Origin of the sequence: Cytobacillus spartinae, from assembly GCF_042865285.1 — a bacterium.
In the GTDB taxonomy this organism is placed as follows: domain Bacteria; phylum Bacillota; class Bacilli; order Bacillales; family Cytobacillaceae; genus Robertmurraya_A; species Robertmurraya_A spartinae.
In genome coordinates this window covers 179,833-200,704 of record NZ_JBIACK010000011.1, presented here as the reverse complement: position 1 = coordinate 200,704, position 20,872 = coordinate 179,833, and the positions used below count along the sequence as shown (strand labels likewise).

At 35.3% G+C, this 20,872-nt stretch carries 23 protein-coding genes; 1 reads left to right on the top strand and 22 read right to left on the bottom strand.

Annotation, left to right across the window (positions count from 1 at the left end; all coding sequences use genetic code 11):
* Positions 1-172: 172 nt before the first annotated feature.
* The 5 genes from ACFYKX_RS19935 to ACFYKX_RS19915 all read right to left on the bottom strand — a co-directional run bounded on the left by ACFYKX_RS19935 (position 173) and on the right by ACFYKX_RS19915 (position 4,550).
* The gene (locus tag ACFYKX_RS19935; RefSeq protein ID WP_389362921.1) at positions 173-1,570 is read right to left on the bottom strand and encodes an aldehyde dehydrogenase; all 1,398 of its coding nucleotides are present in this window, start codon (positions 1,568-1,570) and stop codon (positions 173-175) included.
* Between the two features lie 36 nt (positions 1,571-1,606).
* Entirely contained in the window at positions 1,607-1,867 is a 261-nt protein-coding gene (locus ACFYKX_RS19930; RefSeq protein WP_389362919.1) for a hypothetical protein, read from the bottom strand.
* Between the two features lie 109 nt (positions 1,868-1,976).
* Positions 1,977-2,288 (bottom strand): iron-sulfur cluster biosynthesis family protein, encoded by a 312-nt coding sequence (locus tag ACFYKX_RS19925; RefSeq protein ID WP_389362918.1) that lies wholly within the window; start codon positions 2,286-2,288, stop codon positions 1,977-1,979.
* A gap of 25 nt (positions 2,289-2,313) precedes the next feature.
* A complete protein-coding gene (locus tag ACFYKX_RS19920; RefSeq protein ID WP_389362916.1) occupies positions 2,314-3,429 on the bottom strand; it encodes an acyltransferase family protein in 1,116 nt (371 codons plus the stop codon).
* A 242-nt stretch (positions 3,430-3,671) separates the two neighbouring features.
* Positions 3,672-4,550 carry a LysR family transcriptional regulator gene (locus tag ACFYKX_RS19915; RefSeq protein WP_389362914.1) on the bottom strand — a complete coding sequence of 293 codons (879 nt, stop codon included), beginning with the start codon at positions 4,548-4,550 and terminating at the stop codon, positions 3,672-3,674.
* Positions 4,551-4,697: 147 nt separating this feature from the next.
* Here ACFYKX_RS19915 and ACFYKX_RS19910 point away from each other — a divergent pair, with 147 nt between their 5' ends.
* Entirely contained in the window at positions 4,698-5,789 is a 1,092-nt protein-coding gene (locus ACFYKX_RS19910; RefSeq protein ID WP_389362912.1) for a citrate synthase/methylcitrate synthase, read from the top strand.
* A 187-nt stretch (positions 5,790-5,976) separates the two neighbouring features.
* Here the strand turns inward: ACFYKX_RS19910 and ACFYKX_RS19905 are convergent, their stop codons facing one another.
* From ACFYKX_RS19905 to kynU, 17 genes are all read right to left on the bottom strand, one after another.
* A complete protein-coding gene (locus ACFYKX_RS19905) occupies positions 5,977-6,819 on the bottom strand; it encodes a hypothetical protein (RefSeq protein ID WP_389362910.1) in 843 nt (280 codons plus the stop codon).
* Between the two features lie 136 nt (positions 6,820-6,955).
* Positions 6,956-8,146: an MFS transporter gene (locus ACFYKX_RS19900; RefSeq protein WP_389362909.1), complete on the bottom strand. Its 1,191-nt coding sequence runs from the start codon at positions 8,144-8,146 to the stop codon at positions 6,956-6,958.
* 228 nt (positions 8,147-8,374) lie between these two features.
* On the bottom strand, positions 8,375-9,217 hold the full coding sequence (locus tag ACFYKX_RS19895) for an EcsC family protein (protein ID WP_389362907.1): 843 nt from the start codon (positions 9,215-9,217) through the stop codon (positions 8,375-8,377).
* Positions 9,218-9,342: 125 nt separating this feature from the next.
* Positions 9,343-9,972: an HD domain-containing protein gene (locus tag ACFYKX_RS19890; protein ID WP_389362905.1), complete on the bottom strand. Its 630-nt coding sequence runs from the start codon at positions 9,970-9,972 to the stop codon at positions 9,343-9,345.
* 90 nt (positions 9,973-10,062) lie between these two features.
* On the bottom strand, positions 10,063-11,070 hold the full coding sequence (locus ACFYKX_RS19885; RefSeq protein ID WP_389362903.1) for a sodium-dependent bicarbonate transport family permease: 1,008 nt from the start codon (positions 11,068-11,070) through the stop codon (positions 10,063-10,065).
* A gap of 273 nt (positions 11,071-11,343) precedes the next feature.
* Positions 11,344-11,706 carry a DUF2294 domain-containing protein gene (locus ACFYKX_RS19880; protein ID WP_389362902.1) on the bottom strand — a complete coding sequence of 121 codons (363 nt, stop codon included), beginning with the start codon at positions 11,704-11,706 and terminating at the stop codon, positions 11,344-11,346.
* A 276-nt stretch (positions 11,707-11,982) separates the two neighbouring features.
* Positions 11,983-12,273 carry a DUF3817 domain-containing protein gene (locus ACFYKX_RS19875; RefSeq protein ID WP_389362900.1) on the bottom strand — a complete coding sequence of 97 codons (291 nt, stop codon included), beginning with the start codon at positions 12,271-12,273 and terminating at the stop codon, positions 11,983-11,985.
* Positions 12,274-12,421: 148 nt separating this feature from the next.
* The gene (locus tag ACFYKX_RS19870) at positions 12,422-12,547 is read right to left on the bottom strand and encodes an FbpB family small basic protein (protein ID WP_389362898.1); all 126 of its coding nucleotides are present in this window, start codon (positions 12,545-12,547) and stop codon (positions 12,422-12,424) included.
* Positions 12,519-12,710, bottom strand: coding sequence for a Spo0E family sporulation regulatory protein-aspartic acid phosphatase (locus ACFYKX_RS19865; protein ID WP_389362896.1), 192 nt, complete (start codon positions 12,708-12,710; stop codon positions 12,519-12,521). Before ACFYKX_RS19865 ends, ACFYKX_RS19870 begins: the two co-directional genes overlap by 29 nt.
* Positions 12,711-12,994: 284 nt before the next feature.
* A complete protein-coding gene (locus tag ACFYKX_RS19860; protein ID WP_389362894.1) occupies positions 12,995-14,140 on the bottom strand; it encodes a GerAB/ArcD/ProY family transporter in 1,146 nt (381 codons plus the stop codon).
* 4 nt (positions 14,141-14,144) lie between these two features.
* Positions 14,145-14,390, bottom strand: coding sequence for a hypothetical protein (locus ACFYKX_RS19855; protein ID WP_389362892.1), 246 nt, complete (start codon positions 14,388-14,390; stop codon positions 14,145-14,147).
* A 2-nt stretch (positions 14,391-14,392) separates the two neighbouring features.
* Entirely contained in the window at positions 14,393-15,598 is a 1,206-nt protein-coding gene (locus ACFYKX_RS19850) for a Ger(x)C family spore germination protein (protein ID WP_389362890.1), read from the bottom strand.
* Positions 15,576-17,228 (bottom strand): spore germination protein, encoded by a 1,653-nt coding sequence (locus ACFYKX_RS19845; RefSeq protein WP_389362888.1) that lies wholly within the window; start codon positions 17,226-17,228, stop codon positions 15,576-15,578. The genes ACFYKX_RS19850 and ACFYKX_RS19845 overlap by 23 nt, the downstream gene beginning before the upstream one ends.
* Positions 17,229-17,532: 304 nt before the next feature.
* Positions 17,533-17,889 carry a hypothetical protein gene (locus ACFYKX_RS19840; RefSeq protein ID WP_389362886.1) on the bottom strand — a complete coding sequence of 119 codons (357 nt, stop codon included), beginning with the start codon at positions 17,887-17,889 and terminating at the stop codon, positions 17,533-17,535.
* A gap of 300 nt (positions 17,890-18,189) precedes the next feature.
* A complete protein-coding gene (locus ACFYKX_RS19835; RefSeq protein ID WP_389362885.1) occupies positions 18,190-18,885 on the bottom strand; it encodes a tryptophan 2,3-dioxygenase family protein in 696 nt (231 codons plus the stop codon).
* 15 nt (positions 18,886-18,900) lie between these two features.
* Entirely contained in the window at positions 18,901-19,524 is a 624-nt protein-coding gene (gene kynB / locus ACFYKX_RS19830) for an arylformamidase (protein WP_389362883.1), read from the bottom strand.
* Positions 19,525-19,541: 17 nt separating this feature from the next.
* Positions 19,542-20,816: a kynureninase gene (gene kynU / locus ACFYKX_RS19825; protein WP_389362881.1), complete on the bottom strand. Its 1,275-nt coding sequence runs from the start codon at positions 20,814-20,816 to the stop codon at positions 19,542-19,544.
* Positions 20,817-20,872: the final 56 nt, after the last annotated feature.

Sequence of the window (20,872 nt, the reverse complement as noted above, 5' to 3'; positions counted from 1 at the left end):
TTGCCTCGAGCTTCCTTCAGATTCCACGTCACCGTGGACACCCTTGCTTTCAGCTATGTACTTACCGCTACTTGGTCATACTCGGGACTTTCACCCGTTAGAGTTCGCCCATGCTGGGCGAACATAAAGAGCGCTGGAATTATTCCAGCGCTCCTTAAATTTCAGAATGAATTTATTTTAAGAACCTTTTAATTAAATTTAATTTCTTTTGATTGTATGGTGGATACAGCATCGTTAATTTTACTTTGTTGCTCTTTCTAAGGACGCTTTTTTCATGTGAGAAAGTTAAAAAGCTATATTTACCATGATATGCGCCTATTCCTGAGTGTCCAACTCCTCCAAATGGCAATTCTGGATTTGCAAGATGGGTAATCGTGTCATTGATGCTAACACCACCGGAAGATACCTCACTAAGCACTTTTTCCTCTACCTTTTTATTTGTTGTAAAAAGATAGAGAGCTAGCGGCTTTGATCGTTTTTTTATGGAAACTATTGCTTCGTCTAGATCTTTATAAGTTAGGATTGGAAGCAAGGGTCCGAATATTTCTTCAGACATAGTAGCACAATCCCAACTAGCATCAATTAGAGTCGGTTCCATAAACCTTGTTTCAGCATTCTTAGACCCTCCATAAAGAATCCCGTGTTTATCTTCCTCTAGCATCGTTTCTAATCTCTTAAAATGTCTATCGCTAACAATCCGACCGAAGTCTTTACTAGTTTGAATATCCATTCCATAAAACTTTTGTAAAGAGTTTTTTATTTCTTGTATGAGCTCTTCTTTGATGGATTCATGAACCATTAAATAATCCGGAGCCACACATGTTTGTCCTGAATTCAGTGTCTTGCCCCACACAATACGATCTGCTGCAATTTGAATTTTTGCTGTTTCATCAACAATTACAGGGCTTTTCCCCCCTAATTCCAACGTTACAGGGACAAGGTTCTTCGCAGCTGCCTCCATCACAATTTTCCCAACAGGAATACTACCAGTAAAGAAGATATAATCGAATGGAGAATTAATTAATGAGGTATTTGTTTCAATCCCACCCTCAACAGAGCGAATATAAGCGGGGTCAAAAATGGACTGGATCATTTCAGTAATTACTTCTGACACATTCGGAACAACTTCCGAAGGCTTCAGAACCACACAATTCCCAGCAGCAATCGCACCTATCATAGGCTCTATTAAGAGCTGAAACGGATAATTGAACGGTCCAATGATTAATACAGTCCCATATGGTTCATACATGATAAAACTTTTGGAGGGATAAAGCACAAATGGTGTACGAACCTTTTTAGGCTTCACCCATTTTTTTAAGGATTTGATCGTATGTTTAATGCTGTTTAATACAAAACCTACTTCAGAAGCATAAGTTTCAAATGGATGCTTCCCTAAATCCCTATGTAGTGCATCAATTAATTTAGATTCATAATTGATAATAGCAGCTCTTAATTTCTGTAATTGCTCTATTCGAAATTCCAAACTTTTAGTTTTTTTCGAATGGAAAAATACACTGTGTTCTAGTAGCATTTTCTGGACATCACTCGGTTGTAACTCACTCGTCGTCATTATGTACCTCCTATGCCATATGGTATAAATATTTGATCAAAAACGCCTTAAAGCTTCTACTTTTACTTCAAGTTTTCTCTTCTTATCAAAAGTAACTTCTATAACAAAACCAATAATACATAGTCCGATAAGTACTAATAGATATTTATATTTAAAAGTTACAAGCTGTATATCAAAAATATGAAGTACGATATAAAGAATGAATATTATCCTTGCCATTTCTGTAACAATGCGCCCAATCTGACTCATGATTGGTAACTGGTTAAATTTACGTTTATTTGAAACAGAAATCCTCATATTTTTACCCTCTCCAATTGGTTTACTTTAGTATTATTTCCCTATCCACCTTTAAATTTCCTACTTTTGTGTATTCGAATTAAAAAGATTGCCTAAGGAGACAATCTTTTTAATTACGCTTAATTTGCAAATTATATCGGTAAACCTCTTCATCAGAATATATCTTGTATCCTAAGCTAGGATTATAGTCTAGAGTAATTCTCTCGTGTAAATGCTTTTGACTCTCCTTTGAGATAATGACTGGAACGTCTTCTACTACAAATAAATCATCTTCTTGTCGTTTCTTTTCGATTCGAAGCTCGTGCTCTGCATAAATGGAACAACTTCCTACAAAGATGGCTTCAATTCTAACCCCTTCATCTTCTTTTAGTTCAATATTCTTTAATTGAGCGACCGCTGCCGGTTTAATAATCACTTTCATTTTTTGATCCACCTTTTTTCCATTATTATAATATACGCTTAGCATAAGGTATTTTTATAATAACATTCGCAACGACAAAACAAAGAATAGAACCAATAATGCTTACAATAAAAAACTTCATAGTAGGGTAGATTGTTACCCTTGTAATTAAAAGGCTAAGACTGACTATAATAACAGGATGGATGATATATACCGTATACGCAGAGTTGGCAAGTGTATTTTTAAAGGCGCTAGGTTCGTTCCAATTTTTCTCAAAATATTTTAACAGCCACAAGATAATTCCTATTGCAACGAACGGTTCCCACATAGCGTAAACGAAAGCCTGTAAATTCATACCACCTTCGAATTGTAAAGTACCATCTAAAGCCCCACCAGCTATAAGAGCAATAGGAAGAATCGGTATAGTGATTAACGAAATAATGCTCCACTTCTTTACCAATTTATAATTTAACTGCTCTAGCCAATGGTTCCGAAAAGCTACCATTCCAGCAATAAATAATAATATATAAGATGGAAAATATCCGAATTGCAACCCTAGCCAGCCTTTCCCTACCGGATAAAACACTCTCACTAAGAAAGCTATAGCCCCTAAAAGAATAGCAACTAGAATCAACTTAATAAAGGATGGAATTTTCGAACCTTCAGCTGCACCATCTGATTTCTTAACGAATCTGTATAAAACATATAAAAGGTTAAAATAAAGTAACGCTTCAACAAACCACAATGGACCAATATGGATGGTGTTTAAAGTAACGACACTCGATTGATAATACTCCCACAAAGACATAGTTTCTTTGAAATGTGCTGCATACGTAATGATGGGTCCTAGAAAAAAAATATAGATTAATAGCGGTATTCCCAACCTTAAGAAACGTTCTTTTAAGAAACTCTTCCACCCTTTTCGATCATAAGATCCAGGAGTAAAATAACCCGATAGAAAAAAGAAAAAACCCATAAAAAATGACTGATTTATAGCAGTAAAAATAGTCAATAAAATCATTGAGATCGTTAGTTCTGAATCATCAACATCCTTATATATCCATGAGCCCCCCGCCCCATAAGCAATAGCAGTGTGATGAAAGATTACAAGAATGGTTAATATAACTCTTAAATAATCTAAATAATACAATCTCTTCCCCATGGAAGTTCCTCCCCTAGTCAAACAACTATATATACAATGGAACATTATACCATTTGTTAGATAAGATACACTATAAAATATTTAAAGGACCCATGTCGTGAGTCCTTTTCATTTAGTAATCGTGTTAAACTACGTAAGGGAGTTTGTCACTGCAATTTAAAATATCGAATTAATATTGGATGATTGTCTACAAACTTGTATGAAATTATTTATGAACCACATACCAAATACCACTATTTTCACTATAGTCTATAATGAGACAAAAATTCTAGGAACTCTATTTGCTTCCTATGATGATATTTAAGAACGGCATACGTATTAGCTTCTGGCAAGGAGAATGATTGTGGCTCTACTTCCAACAATCGCCCTTCTAGTAATTCTCTTCTAACCGTTGAAGATGGAAGATACGAAACCCCTAGTCCCTCAACAATAAACCGTTTCGTTATATGAATCTGCGAAACTTTCATCATACGTGTACTAGGATAAAACAAGCTAACTGTCTTACATAGTCCATCCCAATAGGCAGGATGATTGTGTGTCAAAAGATAGTTCGAGGACAAGAGTTCCTCTTCCTCTAATGGATAGGCTGATTCAAAGTCTCTACCATCATGTGGAACAACCAATATCACTTTATCTCTGTACAACAAAGTGCTTTCAAGTTCAGAATGAAAGCTTTCAAGGCAAGAGAGACCAATATCGACTGTCTCATTAAGAACAGCTTTTTCAATATCAACTGATTCAATAATCTGGACAGATATTTCTACTTCTGGATGACTTTTTAAATACTGCTTAAGAACATATGGTAGCACCGTGTCCGCAATCAAAGGAGAAATCGCGATAGACAGCTTGCTAGTATACCCTTGGCTAAACGTTTGTAAATCCCTCATTCCATCCTTATAAACATCCACCAAATTCTTTGCATGTAATAAATATCTTCTTCCTGCTTCTGTAAGCTTAATTCTCCTCCCTTCTCTTTCAAACAGGAGTATTCCAAGCTCTTTTTCCAATTGTTTAATATGAACCGTTACACTTGGTTGCGATATAAAAAGATGTTCAGCCGTTTTCCTGAAATTGCCCAATTCCGCAGCAGTAATAAAAGTTTGAATCCAAGTTAACTCCATAAGCACCCCTCTTAATTTAACTTATTAATCAAAGAGTTTAATAATATTTAATTTTATTAATAACCATCTCATTATACAATACTGGTAACAAAAGGAAAAAATTTCAATTCTAGATTGAATAGGTCTTAAGGAAAGGGAGAGGTTCTTATGAAAAACGAAGGATTAAAAGGAATTATTGCAGCTCAAACTCGCATTAGTCATATTGATGGGAATGAGGGGAATCTTATTTATAGGGGTTATCAGATTGGGGATTTAACTGATAAATACTCATTTGAAGAAGTAGCCTTTTTGCTTTGGTACGGTTGTCTTCCAACATTCGATAAACTCTCCATCTTAAAAAGTGAACTAAAAGAAAATCGTTATTTATCCGTTACGATGAAATCTGTTTTAGATCTTCTTCCAAAAGATATGGATTTAATGAGTGTTATTAGAACAGTCATATCTGCTGAGGGAAAAAGCGATTACCAGTGGCCACCCACTATTGACCAAGCAATTAGATTAACTGCCGTTATCCCCTCTATTATTACATATCGACAAAGAACATTAGCCGGACATGCCCCAGTAGAACCAAACAGTAAATTTGACCATGTTGAAAACTACTTATACATGCTAAACGGTGTCCTTCCCTCTAAAGCTCAAGTAAACGCATTAGAAACATATATGATATTAACGCTTGAGCATGGAATGAATGCTTCAACGTTCTCAGCACGAGTAACTGCATCTTCGGAATCCGATATGGTATCAGCGATTACTTCTGCCATTGGGACAATGAAAGGTCCCCTTCATGGTGGAGCACCTTCTGGAGTAATGGAATTGCTTAATGAAATTGGAACAATTGAAAATACAGAAAACATTATTAGAGAAAAGTTAAATAATGGCGAAAAGCTAATGGGCTTTGGACATAGAGTTTATAAAACACATGATCCAAGAGCAAAAGCATTAAGAAAGAAATTACTAGAATTAGACGGTCAAGACAGCTGGTTAGACCTCGCCATTCATGTTGAAAATGTTGCAATAAATATTTTAAACGAGTTAAAGCCTGGACGCTCTTTATATACAAATGTAGAATTTTATGCAGCCGCGATCATGAGGTCCTTAAATCTACCTTCGGAACTTTTCACTGCTACCTTCACAGCAAGTAGAATTGTTGGTTGGACCTCACACGTATTAGAACAAGCAGAAAATAATACGATCTACAGACCTCAATCTGAGTATATTGGTGATTTTAAAGGAAGTTAAAGAAGAAAGCGCTCAGAACTTTGAGTAATTTAGGAGTTTCTCAATCTATACAGAAAAGCGCAGTCCTCCATAAAAGACTGCGCTTTCTTCTTTATAACTTTTCCAAATACTAGTTGACATTAGTCATTTAAATGCATTAATAAAGAGTTATTTCAATTAAGGTAAATCCAACCATCCCATCCAATACCTATCTTGTTGTCGTATCGAACCACTTAATATAAATAAACCTAAATAATATAAGTGTTATAAGTAGGATTAATATAAAACCTGCTATACTCCAATTTGAAGTAATAATTAATAAACCATTCTTTATTAGAAGTTGATCAATTATCCATTCGACTCCGAGCATTAATAAGATCCAATACCATTTAAATCCAAACATTACAACGAGTGTTACTGGTATCATCCAGATTAATAGGTATAATGCATTCCCAGCTATACTATCTCGAATGGAGTTTGAAAACCAATCAACATTGTAGTAATGAGTCTCAAAGAAAACAACCATAAAAAATCGCATAGAGTTAGCATAAACAATCAATGTCATATACATTGTCATAAACTTAACAAGCTTATATGGATTCTCCAAAAGCTTGTACCAAAGTTTAGCTAACATAAAACCTATTATTAAAAGGGAACCTGTATACCAGGTTTTCCACCAATTATGTTCATATATATTCAATGCTAAAAATACCTCTTCAACGCCCATCAATAACATGGAAATACCTATTATCCATCCTAATCCTAAGTTAAGACCCGCTATCGCCATTGCAGCAATAGGAACTGTAATTGCCTGTGAAAAAATAGATCCAAAAACAGAGTCAAACCAATGGGTCTCAACAAGATTTGGTTTATATGTATAACCATTTAGCAGAACTAATACGATAAAATCAACTACATATGATAAACCTGAAATAAAAAAAAGAGTTTGAAGTAATCTTTTCCAATTCCTGTTTTCCTTTAAAGTGATAACAAAAACAGTCACACTTATACTGAGTAAAATAATATACCACAAATAGTTAGGAAAAGTCACAAGTATCTCCCTCTTTTTAATTTTATTCACTTATTCTGCCCAAATTATGTTAAATGGAATCCTACACCTTCCTAAGGAATTATGTTCTTTTGTTAACATGCACCCTACAACTATACATGTCTTTCATAAAAATTATCTATTGATTAAGCTCGTATTTTTGAAACTTAATCATTGACCAGACTCCAAAAATCGGCCCAATTGCTAAAATAATAAACACCCACTCCCATCCGACGATATTCTGGAAAATAGGAATTATATTGATAGAGACAATAGTGATTAAAAAGCCTATACACATCTGGAAGGTAAGGGCAGTACCTACGTATTCCACATCTGCAAACTCAGAAACTGCTGCAGAGAATTGAGCAGAGTCTGAAATAACAAAAATTCCCCATATTATTGCTAAGAAGACTGATAACCACATAGAATGGCCAAATGTAAAGCCAATTAATATCGAACATGCTGCACTAACACACATTGATAAAATTGTTAATCTCGATCTTCCAAACCTATCTGCTATAAGTCCACCGATTACACACCCAATTCCACCAGCTACCCCAATAGAACTAAATGATATAAGAGCAATTACCCAATTAGAGATTTGTGGTAGCTGACTTTTAAAACTTGCTGTCAAAAAAATAGGAAGCCAAGTCCACATTGCATAAAGCTCCCACATGTGACCAAAATAACCATAATTTACGAGCATTAATGGTTTATTATTCGTTACTTTTTTCAATAATTTTATAGAAAATGGTTGTTTTTTTATAGGGACTGGGGCGTCAGCTAAAACCCAATTTACTATTACGGCAGAAGTTAACGCTAAAAGAGAACTTGATATAATTACTAATTTCCATTCAACTGATGAAAAAAACATAACCACTAAATATGGCAGAGCTGATCCCAATGTAAGAGTAGCAATTAAGATTCCTATCGCAAGTCCCCTCTTTTTAGGAAACCACTGTGATAAAATTTTCACTGCAGTCGGGTACACTCCCGCAAGGGCAAATCCAGTTAATATCCTCAAAGACATACCCAGTAGTGCGCTATTTACCAACACCAAACCGAAATTCAAAAGTGCACCGCTAAGTGCTGATATAGCAAATATTTTTCGAGGATTAAAACGATCAGCAATACCAAAATAAGAGCTCAAAAATGCACCTATTACGAATCCAATTGGAACCGATGCCGACAACCATGCTTTATAGTGTGATTGAAGTTGCCAACTTTCCAATAATTCTTGGCCTATAACAGACGCACTAAACCATAGGCTAAGCGCCATGAGTTCAGCAAGTCCTATCCACCATAACGCTTTCCATGAATCCTTTGTCATATGCTCACCCTATTATAATTCTCCAAATAAAGTAAAACGCTTACACTTCTATGTTTTATGAATATATATTCGAAAAACTCTCGCAATATCCTTTATTTACCACTTACTTTAATGCGGTTCTTTTAAACATATATAGTATAGAGTCCGTGTAAAAGATAAGCACATATTAATACGAAAACAGCCCTTAATAAAAAAAATCACCATAAAATTATGGTGACTTCTCTCGATTTAATGTCCTTCTCTAATTTGTTCTTTATCTAACAAAGCTAGTCTCTCTTCTATTCTTCTCTTTTTGTATAACATTCTCCCTGTTTCAGCAATATCGTTAACCATTCCTCGATTAATGATAGACCCGAAAACCATGCCCGCAATCGGTATCATTTGAAAAAGCTTTTTCCATCCAAAATTATCACGATAGCTAATCATAACCTCTCTCCAACCTTGTATTTGAGAGATTGTTTGATCGCTACTTTTTTTATCAGAAGTTGAAAATGAAGATAACTCTTCTAGTATGGCTTGCTTTCCTACTATATCTGAAGAGGTAAATTGTAGACATTTTACGATAAAAATCCTTTCATTTTTATCATTCGGATCATATCCGTAGCTAATTGCAATTTCCTGCAGAGTTTTCAACGAAATTCCGAGTATGAATGGAATATCAATGGTCAATGTAAAAAGACCACCAATACCTGTTGTAGCTCCTTGGGTCATCGCAATTCTTTTTCGAGAAACTGTTAAATCGCCACTTACTTCATCCATAACTCTCAATGGCAGGTTAGTAATATACTCTTGGTCTACATTCTCTTCTCCGGTTTTTTTAGAGAAGCGATTGTATATTTCCTTCTCTGAAATTAGATACTGACCACCGCCTTGTAAATAACTCCCTAGTTGGTCTAGAGCCTGACCAATCTTATTATGAACGACTTGAGGCGTGAATCGGTCCAATATCTTAAAAGGAAGTCGTCCAAGTTTTTCCCAAAACCATAGCCCTTTTTGATCCTCTTCCCATTTCCGGATAACTTCTAATTCTTGCTGTAACATATCCTTTGTTTCATTTGATACCTCTTGCATTCTAATCAGCGCTCCTAAGATCTTTTATACATGTTAATACGTTACTCAATCAGATATGGTTTCATACTTTTAATACTGAATTAAAAAAAGCATTGGTTAAGTTATAATTCCAATGCCTTCTCCATTTATTTACTTGTTAAAATAGTATTCTTGAGATCTACAACGTCAATACCTGCATGAGTAAGCTTATGTTCAGCATCTTCTTCAATTAAGTCCTTAAATTGTTTTAAAGTCGGATCAAACTCAACATATCTATCCATCATGAAACTCATTTTGTATTCAATATCAATCCAAGAAGATAAATCCGCTTCATTATGTTGGATTTGCGCTTCGAGCTTATCTAAAGCATTAGCAACTTTCGATTCATACGTCTCCTTGTGTTCAAATTCAAACCATAAATCGTACATTTCTTGCCCCAATTCATTTCCAAGAGTATCTCTAATTCTTTCAATTGCATGAATCTCGTTTTGTGCCTTTAGTTCTTTAAGCTGTTTGTTGTCTAGAGTATCAAATGCTGGAACATCACCTGCTTCTGCTTCAACAAGATCATGTATAATAATCATCTTAAGTAATCGGGAGGTATTTATTTCTTCTTTTAGCATTGGTTCTATTAACATAGCCATTAATGAAACTCTCCACGTATGTTCTGCTACACTCTCTTGTCTACCATTAGATAACCAGCTATGTCTTAGTTCATACTTTAATTTTTCTCCTAATTTAATAATCTCTAATATTTTTAATAAATCTTGTTTCATTGTTTTCCCCCTATAATAATATAGAACTATATTACCCTTATATGGAAAACCTTTCTACATTATAATTTATTTTGTCATAATCGCACTTCCCTATTGAATAAATTTTGCGATTTCAAAATACAAAGGGATTCCGACAATTAGATTGAATGGGAATGTAACTCCTAATGATAACCCTAAATAAATGGATGGACTTGCTTCTGGTACTGACGTTTTAAGTGCTGCTGGTGCTGCAATATAAGAAGCACTTCCTGCTAAGACACCCATTAGTGTCGCTCCTCCTAATGACATTCCTTCGTAAGTTCCAACGAACACCCCTATAGTTCCAAAGAGAATTGGTGATAACAAACCAAAAAGTAATAATTTGACGCCATGCTTTTTAACTTCAGGCAAGCGCTGTCCAGCAACTAAACCCATATTTAATAAAAAGAGAATTAACACACTGTTATATAAATCCATAAATAATGGTTTAACCATTGGTACCGCTCTATCTCCCAACACCCAACCGATTAGGAGACTGCCCACAAGCAACAAAATACTTTTTCCAAAAATACTTTCTCTTATTACTTCCTTATCAATTAATCTTAAGGACGTTGGAATAATCCCTATAACTTGTGAAGGAACCTGAGCACTTTCTTTATTTTTCTCTGCTAACTTAAGCAAAAATAAAGAGACTAATATAGCCGGACTTTCCATAAGAACGACTAACGCATTCACAAATCCTTCATAACTAATGTTATTTTTACCTAGAAACGAAATGGCTGCTCCATATGTCACAATACTGACGGATCCATAAGTAGCTGCTAAACCAATTGAATTTTTGAAATCCATTTTAATAAATTTCAAGATAAATAATGTTATAAAAGGAATAACTCCTCCTAAGAAAAAGGTTGCTAAAATTGGGCCTCTTACAGATTCCATAGAGTAATGGGATAGTTCAATTCCCCCTTTTATCCCAATCGCAATTAAAAGATAGATACTTAACGCTTCACTAAGCCCATTTGGAAATTTTAAGTCGGATTTAAATATTGCCGCTAGGATCCCCAGTATGAAAAACAGCACCACGGGTGAGATTAAATTATTCATGATTACTTCTGACATTTTAATTCTCCTTTCAATAAAAAAACCGACAAACTCAGGAAAAATTAATTCCTGAATATTGTCGGTTTATCTTCAACTAGCGATTTAGCGCTTTTTGAAGATCTGCCATTATGTTAATGATTGCTTTCTATCCTTTTAATGAGGATAAACACTTCCACTTTTAATTAGGAAAGTATGCATTTTAGGAAAGAGCTGTACACATGATTTCAAGCAAAATCTCATCTTAAAGGTAAAAATCCGGCTTTTGAGATTTTAATATACTATAGCCTTATTTCAAAAGTTTTTTTCAAGGTCATTACCTAGCCTAAAGACCATTACCCTTTCTCCGGTACGCGTACTAATATCTGTGTGGAAACTTGTAACTTCTTCACCTGTTTTGTCTAGTATAATTTTCTTTAGATCTTCTATCCCCGATTCCACTAACTCCGCCCTAGTTCTCTTTATTGTTGCCATTCCTTCTTTCGTTTCACAAACTAAATATTCTGCAGGTGTTAAAATTCCACGCAAAGTCACGATGACCATGTCCCGAAGAATATCTGTTTTTACAAAAATAGACCCACGACCTAGAAAATCTTTTTCCCACTGAGTTAGGGACCTACTAATCTCTGCTTCAACGGAACCTTTTGTTTGATTCATTCCTGTCCCCCCTAAAAAAAAAAATCGGTATATTCCCTAATCTAGTCTCCTAATTAAGAAATATACCGATTTATATTATTTTCACTTCACATCTTTAAGGCTCTTTTTCATACGATCAATGTAATTGATAACATGCTAAAGATTCTTTACAGATTAAAAGTTAAATAAAAATCTCTCGGTTATTAAGTTATTAAATACTTTACCTTTAAATTCAGGAAAATTCAAGATGATGACAGGAGAAAATTCTCAAGAAATTCCCTCTATATTCGACAATTACTAGCTCTCTTTTCGAAGTCGGGAATCAAGTACAAAGGTTCCAAAAGGTAGTAGTGAAGCTATAAATGCCGCAAAAACTTTAAAAATTGACCATCGATGTTTAACCCAAACAAAAAATAAAAGCAATACGAAAAGTACGAACAGTACACCATGTGCCATCCCAAAAATCGTTACAAAAATTGGAATATCCGCTAGATATTTAAGTGGCATAGCAATAAATAATAAAAGCAAATACGATATTCCCTCAATAATTCCCACCTGACGAAGTAACCCAATCGATGTTTTTGACATTTAATTAAACCCACTTTCCATTAACAAAACTAGCTTCTATTATACCTTAATATGTAGAACAGGTAATAGATTAAATTTGACTCCCCCATTAGCAATTTAATGGAAGAGTCTTTCTTATAATTATTTTATGCACAAAACATTCCGTGGTCTATTTCACCTTTAAATGCTTATCATCAATACGTTTCTCAATCTTTTCAATCTGTAGCTTATCTTTCAGGATTTCTTCTTTATTCTTTTTAATTAAATCAATCATGGATACTTTCATTTTCTTCATGACGGTACTTCTCCCTTCTTTGCTGGTACTTTAAAATTAATCTATCTAACTTCTGGCTTTTCTTGACTGTTTCTGTGCAATTTAGTCCATTTGTTCTCACTAAGAGTGCTAATTCATCAGTTTCCTTTGCAATAGCATCAAGTAAATCCTTTTCTAGATCCATGAACTTACCTCCACAAATGTTCATTAAAAAAACCTTTACCCATGAGGTAAAGGTTTTTTATACAATAAAGACCTCTACCGTTTTGGTAAAGGTCTTGCTAACAACGAATGTTGCCAACAAAGCCGAGAGTGGAACCACTCCGAAATGACGACCTTGCTGTTAAAGCTACTCCCCTTTAGGAGAACTATTAATTTATACTGTTATGATAAACGATTTGCTAATAATCTGTCAATTATTATGTTTTACATGTTGTTAACAATGAAAAAATGATCTCATACCTCAAACTAACTACCGATATTTTTAGAGGGGGCTCCATCTAGTTTCTCTTTATTGTTTAATTTATTCTTCTTAATGATAGCGATGATTAATACAAAAGCTGGAATAATAAATCCTACAAATATCATATAGGGTGTACTGGCATATTTTGAGAACTCCTTTATATATACGCTACTAGGATACGATAGAATCGTAAGTGCAATGAGAAAAATAGCGAATGGAAAAGTTAAAGGACGGTAATCTTTCATCTTAAGAATTTGGCTCATACCAATGATAAAAGAATGGCCTACTAGTGAAAGTTTAAAGAAGATGCTGATAAACCAAATAATGGCTACTACCACTTCAATTCTCTCTAAAAATTCTCCGATACTAATCTTCTTCCCTAGGACATATATAGGAAACTCATTTCTTGATGAAAAGTCGGATCCTAGTACTAAAATACTTAATAATGTAAGAACAAAAAGAATTACAGAACCAAGCAATACTCCAAAAATAAAGGATGGAACAACTTTTTTTTGATCGCTTATGTAGGGTGTAATCATTAAAAGGAGGACCATTTCAACAAACGGAAAACCAATCATGTAATATGCTCCATATAGGATAGGCATAGGTCCTTGTTCGAAGACCGGAAGGATATTATTTTTATCTACTTCAGGTAAGGTAAAAACAGCAATTACGCCAAATAGAATGATAACCCAAGGGAAAAATATTTCAGCTGATCGCGCTATCGGCTCTATTCCAAGACTAGTTGCATATACGATTGAAACATATATAAACATATAGTAGATTACTTCAATAGGAGTACCAACAAGTATTTGCGTCACTAAGAAGTCTCCTATGTCCCATAACAAGATACTTGCTAACATGATATGGAAAGTAAACGTAAGAAGGGCAATCCCGATGCCACCCCACTTACCAAATGCAAATTCAGCTAGTTCAATGTAACTCATTTCAGGCTTGACTTTACTAAAACTCCCATAAAACCAAGCAAGTAAAACACCACACAATATGCCGATAATGCAAGAAATCCACGCATCCTGCTTTGCTACCCCTGCTAAAATAGTTGGGATAAATAGAACAGCACTTCCCACAACGAACAACGCTATAAGAATCATAAATTGTCTAGGACTAATATGTACTGTTTTTTGACTCATAAGATTAACCTTCCTTCATGAATATACCTTCAATGGATTTTCCAATAGGTTCAAATAAGAAACGTATTCCTTCTAAAGGACTTGCTACCTTTACTTCAGACAAGTTTAGTACAAAAAAAGAGCACGAGAACAGTAAAAATAGAATATAGATGACCATTTCCTTTTTCATATTCTGTTTCTTTAAATTCTTGAATTCCTTTAAGGAGAATATTCCGACTATGATCAAAAAAGCTAATATCTTTATTAGCATTATTATGAACCGCCTTCAACTTCATTTAGGAATGAATCATTAATAGTTCCAAGTCTTCGAATTTGACTCTCCACCTTAAACTCTACTTCTAATTGTAAAAACCCATCCTCGTTCCAGTTCTCTTTTAGTTTCCCCCAAAGCTTAGGGTCTTTACGGTGAATTACTTCCCCAAAGCCAAAGATATCCGACTCTAGTTTTTTTGCCTTCTGAACAGCCTTTGTCATTTTATCCTCTTTATTCTTACTTAGTTCTTCTTCTAGCCTTGTCAATGTATCTTCACTCATCAAATCTACCTTCGCCTGAACCTCTCCGACTTGAGCTTCAGTTGTAACATTGACCAAAATTTTAGGTTTTCCACCTTCCATTACAGCATCTAGATTTGTCTCCGTATTTCTTATTTCGAAAGTAATATTGCCTTCATCCCAGTCCACAACCGCAACAGTACTCTCTACATTATCAGTGATATAATTGTGGCCCTTACTTTCATCTTCATCCAGCCAACCTACAAGTTTATCTTTTTTAAAGACAGCAAAATGATCAATAAGTATGTAAGCGTTGGGTTCGATTTGTTCAACCGTACTTAATCGATTTCCTTTCTCTTTGTCTCCTTGAATCAGGATTCCTGTTAACACTGGATTATCTCCCTCAGATATGATTTCACCAATTAATTTGACTAGCTTAACCCCTAAAGTTGGGGCCCAAAACGAATGTGATACATCTATAGAATTAAAAATTTTCTCAGCAGGGTTTTGTTCAATGGCTGTTAAAATTTTCAAGACATTTGAGGCTCGTTCATCTCTTGATACAACCGTATAAAAATCTGTCCTAAATTCGTGGTCTCTTGACATCAGGTCCAAAAGTTTACTGATTCCCGCCTTTGCCTGTTCTTCACTTATAACCACTAATCTGAGGTGGGAAAAATACAATCGTTTTGCTGATACTTTAGATAGTCTTCGAATAGCTTGGAAAATGCTTTTTCCAGTAGCTTCATAAGTAGTAACGGGTGCTCTACTAGTCGTAGATTTCCCAGCTAGCTCTCCTGGGTTAACTACTTGAATGGTTAATAAGTATTCATCACCTTTTTTATCAATGGCCATTCCAGTAACAATCGCAAGCTCCGTTAATTCATTTCTACTCCAACACCCTGTCAGACTCAAAATACAAATGACAAGAATGACTGTTAATTTAGTTTTTTGATTGGCTCCCATCCTCATTGTTATCACCACTAGTTGAATGTCTTGAAGAATCTTTAGGTTCTGGTGCTGGCGTTTGGTTACGAACGTTGTTCTTTTGATTAAGTAATCTTGGACGTGTCTTCATTTTCCATATAGGCGACCTATACACAGTGTCTTTCATATCTCCTAATATGGTTGGAGCAAATGGCTTCATATATGGAATACCAAATGACCGCAGACTTGTTAAGTGAAGAATCAGTCCAAGCAAACCAAGTATGATGCCAAACAACCCAAAGGTTGCAGCTAAAATCATAAACCCAAATCGTAACATCCTGGTTGAGATACTCATATTAAATTTCGGAATAACAAAACTGCTAACTGCAGTTAAAGAAACGACAATTACCATGGTTGCAGAGATAAGTCCTGCTTCTACCGCTGCTTGTCCAATAACAAGAGCACCAACGATTGAAATTGCTGACCCGATAGCTCTAGGCATCCTAAGGCCGGCTTCACGTAAAATCTCAAATGTTAATTCCATAATTAGCGCCTCTACTAATGCTGGAAAAGGTACACCTTCTCTCTGGGCAGATAAGCTAACTAGTAACGGAGTAGGTAACATCTCTTGATGAAAGGTTGTCACGGCAATGTAAGCTGACGGTACCAATAATGCAAGTAGAAAAGAAATAAAACGTAAAATTCGTATTAAACTTGAGATATCCGATCTTTGATAATAATCCTCACTAGATTGCATGAAATGAATAAAAAGCGCTGGAACAAGAAGAACAAAGGGCGTTCCATCAACAATTATGGCAATTCTACCTTCCATTAATCCAGCTGCTACTACATCTGGCCGCTCAGTATTATACACGGTAGGAAAGGGAGTATAGGTTTCGTCTTGAATAAGTTCTTCAATATATCCACCTTCAAGAATTACATCTAAATCAATTCTCTGAAGACGTTCTCGTACTTCTTGTACAATTTTGTCATTTGCAATATCTTTCATATATGCAATCGTCACGTCTGTCTTTGACCTTTTTCCAATTTCAAAATATTCAAAGAATAAGTTCTTATCCCTAATTCTTCTTCTGATTAAGGCAGTATTGGTTCTTACTGTCTCTGTAAAACCTTCTTTTGGACCTCTAACTACTTGTTCAGTCGAAGGCTCCTCAATACTTCTACTTTCCCAACCTCTTGTCCCTACAGTGAAACCTTTACTTTCTCCATCGATTATAACGACCGAATCACCAGAGAGTACGGCCTTATATACTTCCTCATAGTCATATATAACACTTAATTCTCCTGCAGTTAGGGAATATTTCTGAAGCAACTCAGACAATATAGAAGGTGGCCGAACATGTTCATTGAGATCGACTTCACGAATAGATAACATTAATGGATTTAAAATGAACTCATGTATAAACGCTTTATCAACTAGACCATCAATAAAAATAACCGCTATTTTTGTAAGATTTTCCTTTCCAATGGTCACTTCTCGAATCATGACATCAGGGCTGTGGCCAATATCTTGCCTAATCTTTTTTATGGAAGTCTTTAAATCAGTATGAATCTGATTTTTAGGATTTTGATTATCCGGTACTTTTTCGTTTTCTTTTTGTGCATTTTTCTGTTTGGTTTCATTTAACCAATCTGAAAGTTTTTTCATAAACGACCTACTCTATAATATGGATTATCTTGGTACAGGAGTAGTATGTATATTTTCCTATCACATCATACATACAATAAGGAATTTAAAAGACAAAGAACAACGAGAAATAACGAAAAGGGCCACAATTTGATAATTGCAGCCCTTTTCGTTATTTCTACTCATTTTTAAGCATCTAACTATTCCCTTCAATCACTTTTACTATCATTGATTGATTAATTAATCTCTCAGCTTCCCGTCTAATTCAAAAATTAAAGTTCTCCTTTCCCCATCTTCACCTGAAACCCAGGTGCAGCAGAACTTACTATAATATAAAAATAGCAATAAGAATGATCATGAAGCCGGCAATAGTAAGAATATCTTGATAAGCTCTGTTTTTACCACTTTTATCTCTTTCTTCTTTTTCATACTGTTTATGAATTTTTTGGTAGAGATGTTCGTCTGCTGGAATCTGAGGTGACTGTGTTCCGGCAATCCCTCGCCCACCAAAGTAAAGGATTTTATACAAGGGTAAAGCCCCTATTAAACATATAAATCCGGCCAATAATCCCCATACACCTATGAAAGAAGGTTCTAACTTGGACGCAAATAGATAGGATAAGACTATAAAGAATAAATAGTTGAGGATTACAATCATTAGACTAATCTTTATCTTTTTCATTTTCATCCTCCCATCATAAATTGAGTATACTTATCTGAAGTCTCCTTTGACTAATGATGTAAAAATGTTACAACAGGAATACAAATACAAAAGCATTAATGTGAGTTTTTTATTGTTTCAAGCTGATATTTAATCACTACATTATTCTTTAATACCTGTTTTTACAACAATGAGCTGGTTTTCGTCACTAAAGTCCTTTGATCATACGTGTTTTTACATTATAAAGGAAATAGTTCGTAATAACCGATACCCCAAAAAATGAACATATCTGTAAACAAGATATGTTCTCCATTTATTTACTTATTCATCTAGAGGTTTAGGATTATAGCTAGAACCTGTAAAATCAGTGAATTCCGAAATACCTTTCCATAACTTAGGATAAAATTCGTATTTGATTCCTTTTTCCAATGCTTGAGCAGGAACCCCTTTTAAACTATTTGTATCTAGTCCTATCATTCTCTTAACAAGTTGAATGTGGTGGTATCGCAAAGTTTGGAAAGTTTCATCAAATGTAAGTAGCTCCTGCATCAATTGGAATATGAGTACATGATTTTCCCCTTGCTTTAAAAGTTCCAATACCGTTAAATGATTCTCCTGCAAGATCCTTTCAAAAGGTTCCCATAGAGTAGGACCTGTCTTCAGGATTTGATTAAAACCTGGAGAGTCTTGACCACTTCCCTGTCCAAGAGAGGTTCGAATGGTGTGGTAGTCTTTTTGTGAGATCACTTTAACCATATTAAAAACTTCCGAAAGATGTTTAATTTGTGTATCTACTCGACTAAGATGATCGATTGCATAAGGAAGATTTCTTGCTTCCATAAATGCCTTTGCTAACTCTAAATATTGAATAGTTAGTTTAAAATGCAATTCAGATATTTGATGAACCGTCTGAAATGTCAATTCATCTGGACAGCATAGATCGACTTCTTTTTTCTGTAAGCTTAGTAGTTCTTCCGTTCGAATATACTTTTCATAGTCCGATAGCTTTCTAGTCACAGTGAATCCCCCTTATCAACTTAATTCTCTTAAGACAGCCCGAACAGGACTTCCATCAGCGCCTTCTATCGCCAAAGGAAGAGCAATTAATTCGTAATCTCCGGGATGAACGTGATCCAGTTGAAGTGATTCCAAAATATGAATTCCTGCTTTACTAAGACTGTGATGAGCAGGCAACTCTTTACTGTCTAAAGGATCTACAGATGGAATATCTACCCCAATAAGCCTTACTCCTTTTTCTTTTAAAAAAGAAGCAAGGTCCTCTCGTAAAAATGGAATTTCACTTGGAAATTCATTCGAATTACGCCAACTAGATGTTTTGAATAAAACCCGTTCAACCCCATTTAACTCCACGTTCACTAAATCCTCTACACCAATACTCTCTCGACCAGAAACATCAATCACCTTCGCAATCCCCACGTAGAGGCTCAGATCAATCTCTGTAATTTTTTGACCGTCGTTATCAAAATGAAAAGGTGCATCCACATGAGTTCCGGTATGTATGCTCATCGTCACCCTTCCTACATTCACAGACCCACTCTTCTCCATAGGCCAACTAACTTCATAGGAAAAAGGGGTATCTCCTGGCCAGCCTGGGGTATTATTTGATAAGGGCCTTGATACATCAATAAGACTCATCTCTCCAATTCTCCTCTCTAAGCAATAACATCCCTTTTATTTTCAAATTTCTCATATCGTTTCTCTTGCATAATTTTTTTTATAATTTGTACGGAATTCCAAATATCTACGAAAGATGTATAAAGTGCTACCGGGGCAAGTCGGATGACGTTAGGCGCACGAAAATCCGGAATAACCCCATGTTCCTTCAATGCCTTACAAATTCGTGCTGCCTCATGGTGTTCTAACGATACATGCCCTCCACGACGCTCCTCATCCAACGGGTTTCCGATTGTAAAATTAAACCCTGATAGTTCTTCCTCGACTAGATGCATAAGATACTTGGTACCTAAAAGAGATTTTTCTCGAATACGCTTAATCCCGATTTCGCTAAACATTTCCAGAGACCCAATTAAAGGAGCAGAACTTAATATATGTGGTGTTCCAATTTGATAAGCACCAGCATGGTCAGCAGGAACAAATTCATGCTCCATATCAAACTGCTTTTCTTTGTTAGATCCAAACCAGCCAGTTAAGCCAGGTACATGATTAAAATGTCTCTGATTCACATATAAAGAACCTACTCCGCCGGGGCCGCTATTTAAATATTTATATGTACACCAATAGGCAAAATCCACTCCCCAATCGGAAAAATAATGTGGAATGGCACCAACGGAATGACACCCATCAAACCCGATAAGAATTCCTCTCTTATGGGCTTCTTTTGTAAGCCTTTCAATATCCAATAGTTGCCCACTTCGATATAAAACGGTTGGCAATACAATAAGGGCGATTTCTTCAGTCATTGCTTCAATAATGTCCACTTCATCTATAGACCGACCATCTTTACTTTTCACTTGAACAAGATGTTCTTTAGGATCAAGACCCTTAAGTTTAATTTGAGATTGTAGTGCATAAATGTCTGAAGGGAAATTCAGTTCATCTGCTAAAATTTTCGTTCTGTTTCCGCTTGGTTTGTAGAATGTAGCAACTAACTGATGTAAGTTCGTTGTTGTTGTAGCGGTTACTATTACTTCATGTTTCTTTGCTCCTACTAACTCAGCACTTAGCTCCCCTAATCTTTCACTTAAATAGAACCATGGGTTCTCACCGCTAGTCCATCCATCAATAGCGAGGTCTTTCCAAGAATGAATGATTTCGTTCAATGATCTTTCAGCCCGTCTTGATAATAAACCTAACGAATTCCCATCTAAATAAATGGTTTCAGGGTTTAAATAAAACTCTTCTCTATATGCTTTTAGTTCATCTTTTTGATCTAGGCTCTCTGCAAATTCTCTTGTTGTTTCAAACATGCTTCGTCCCCCTTAATATCCTTTCATCAAGCTTAAGCCAGTCCTAAACAAAGTGT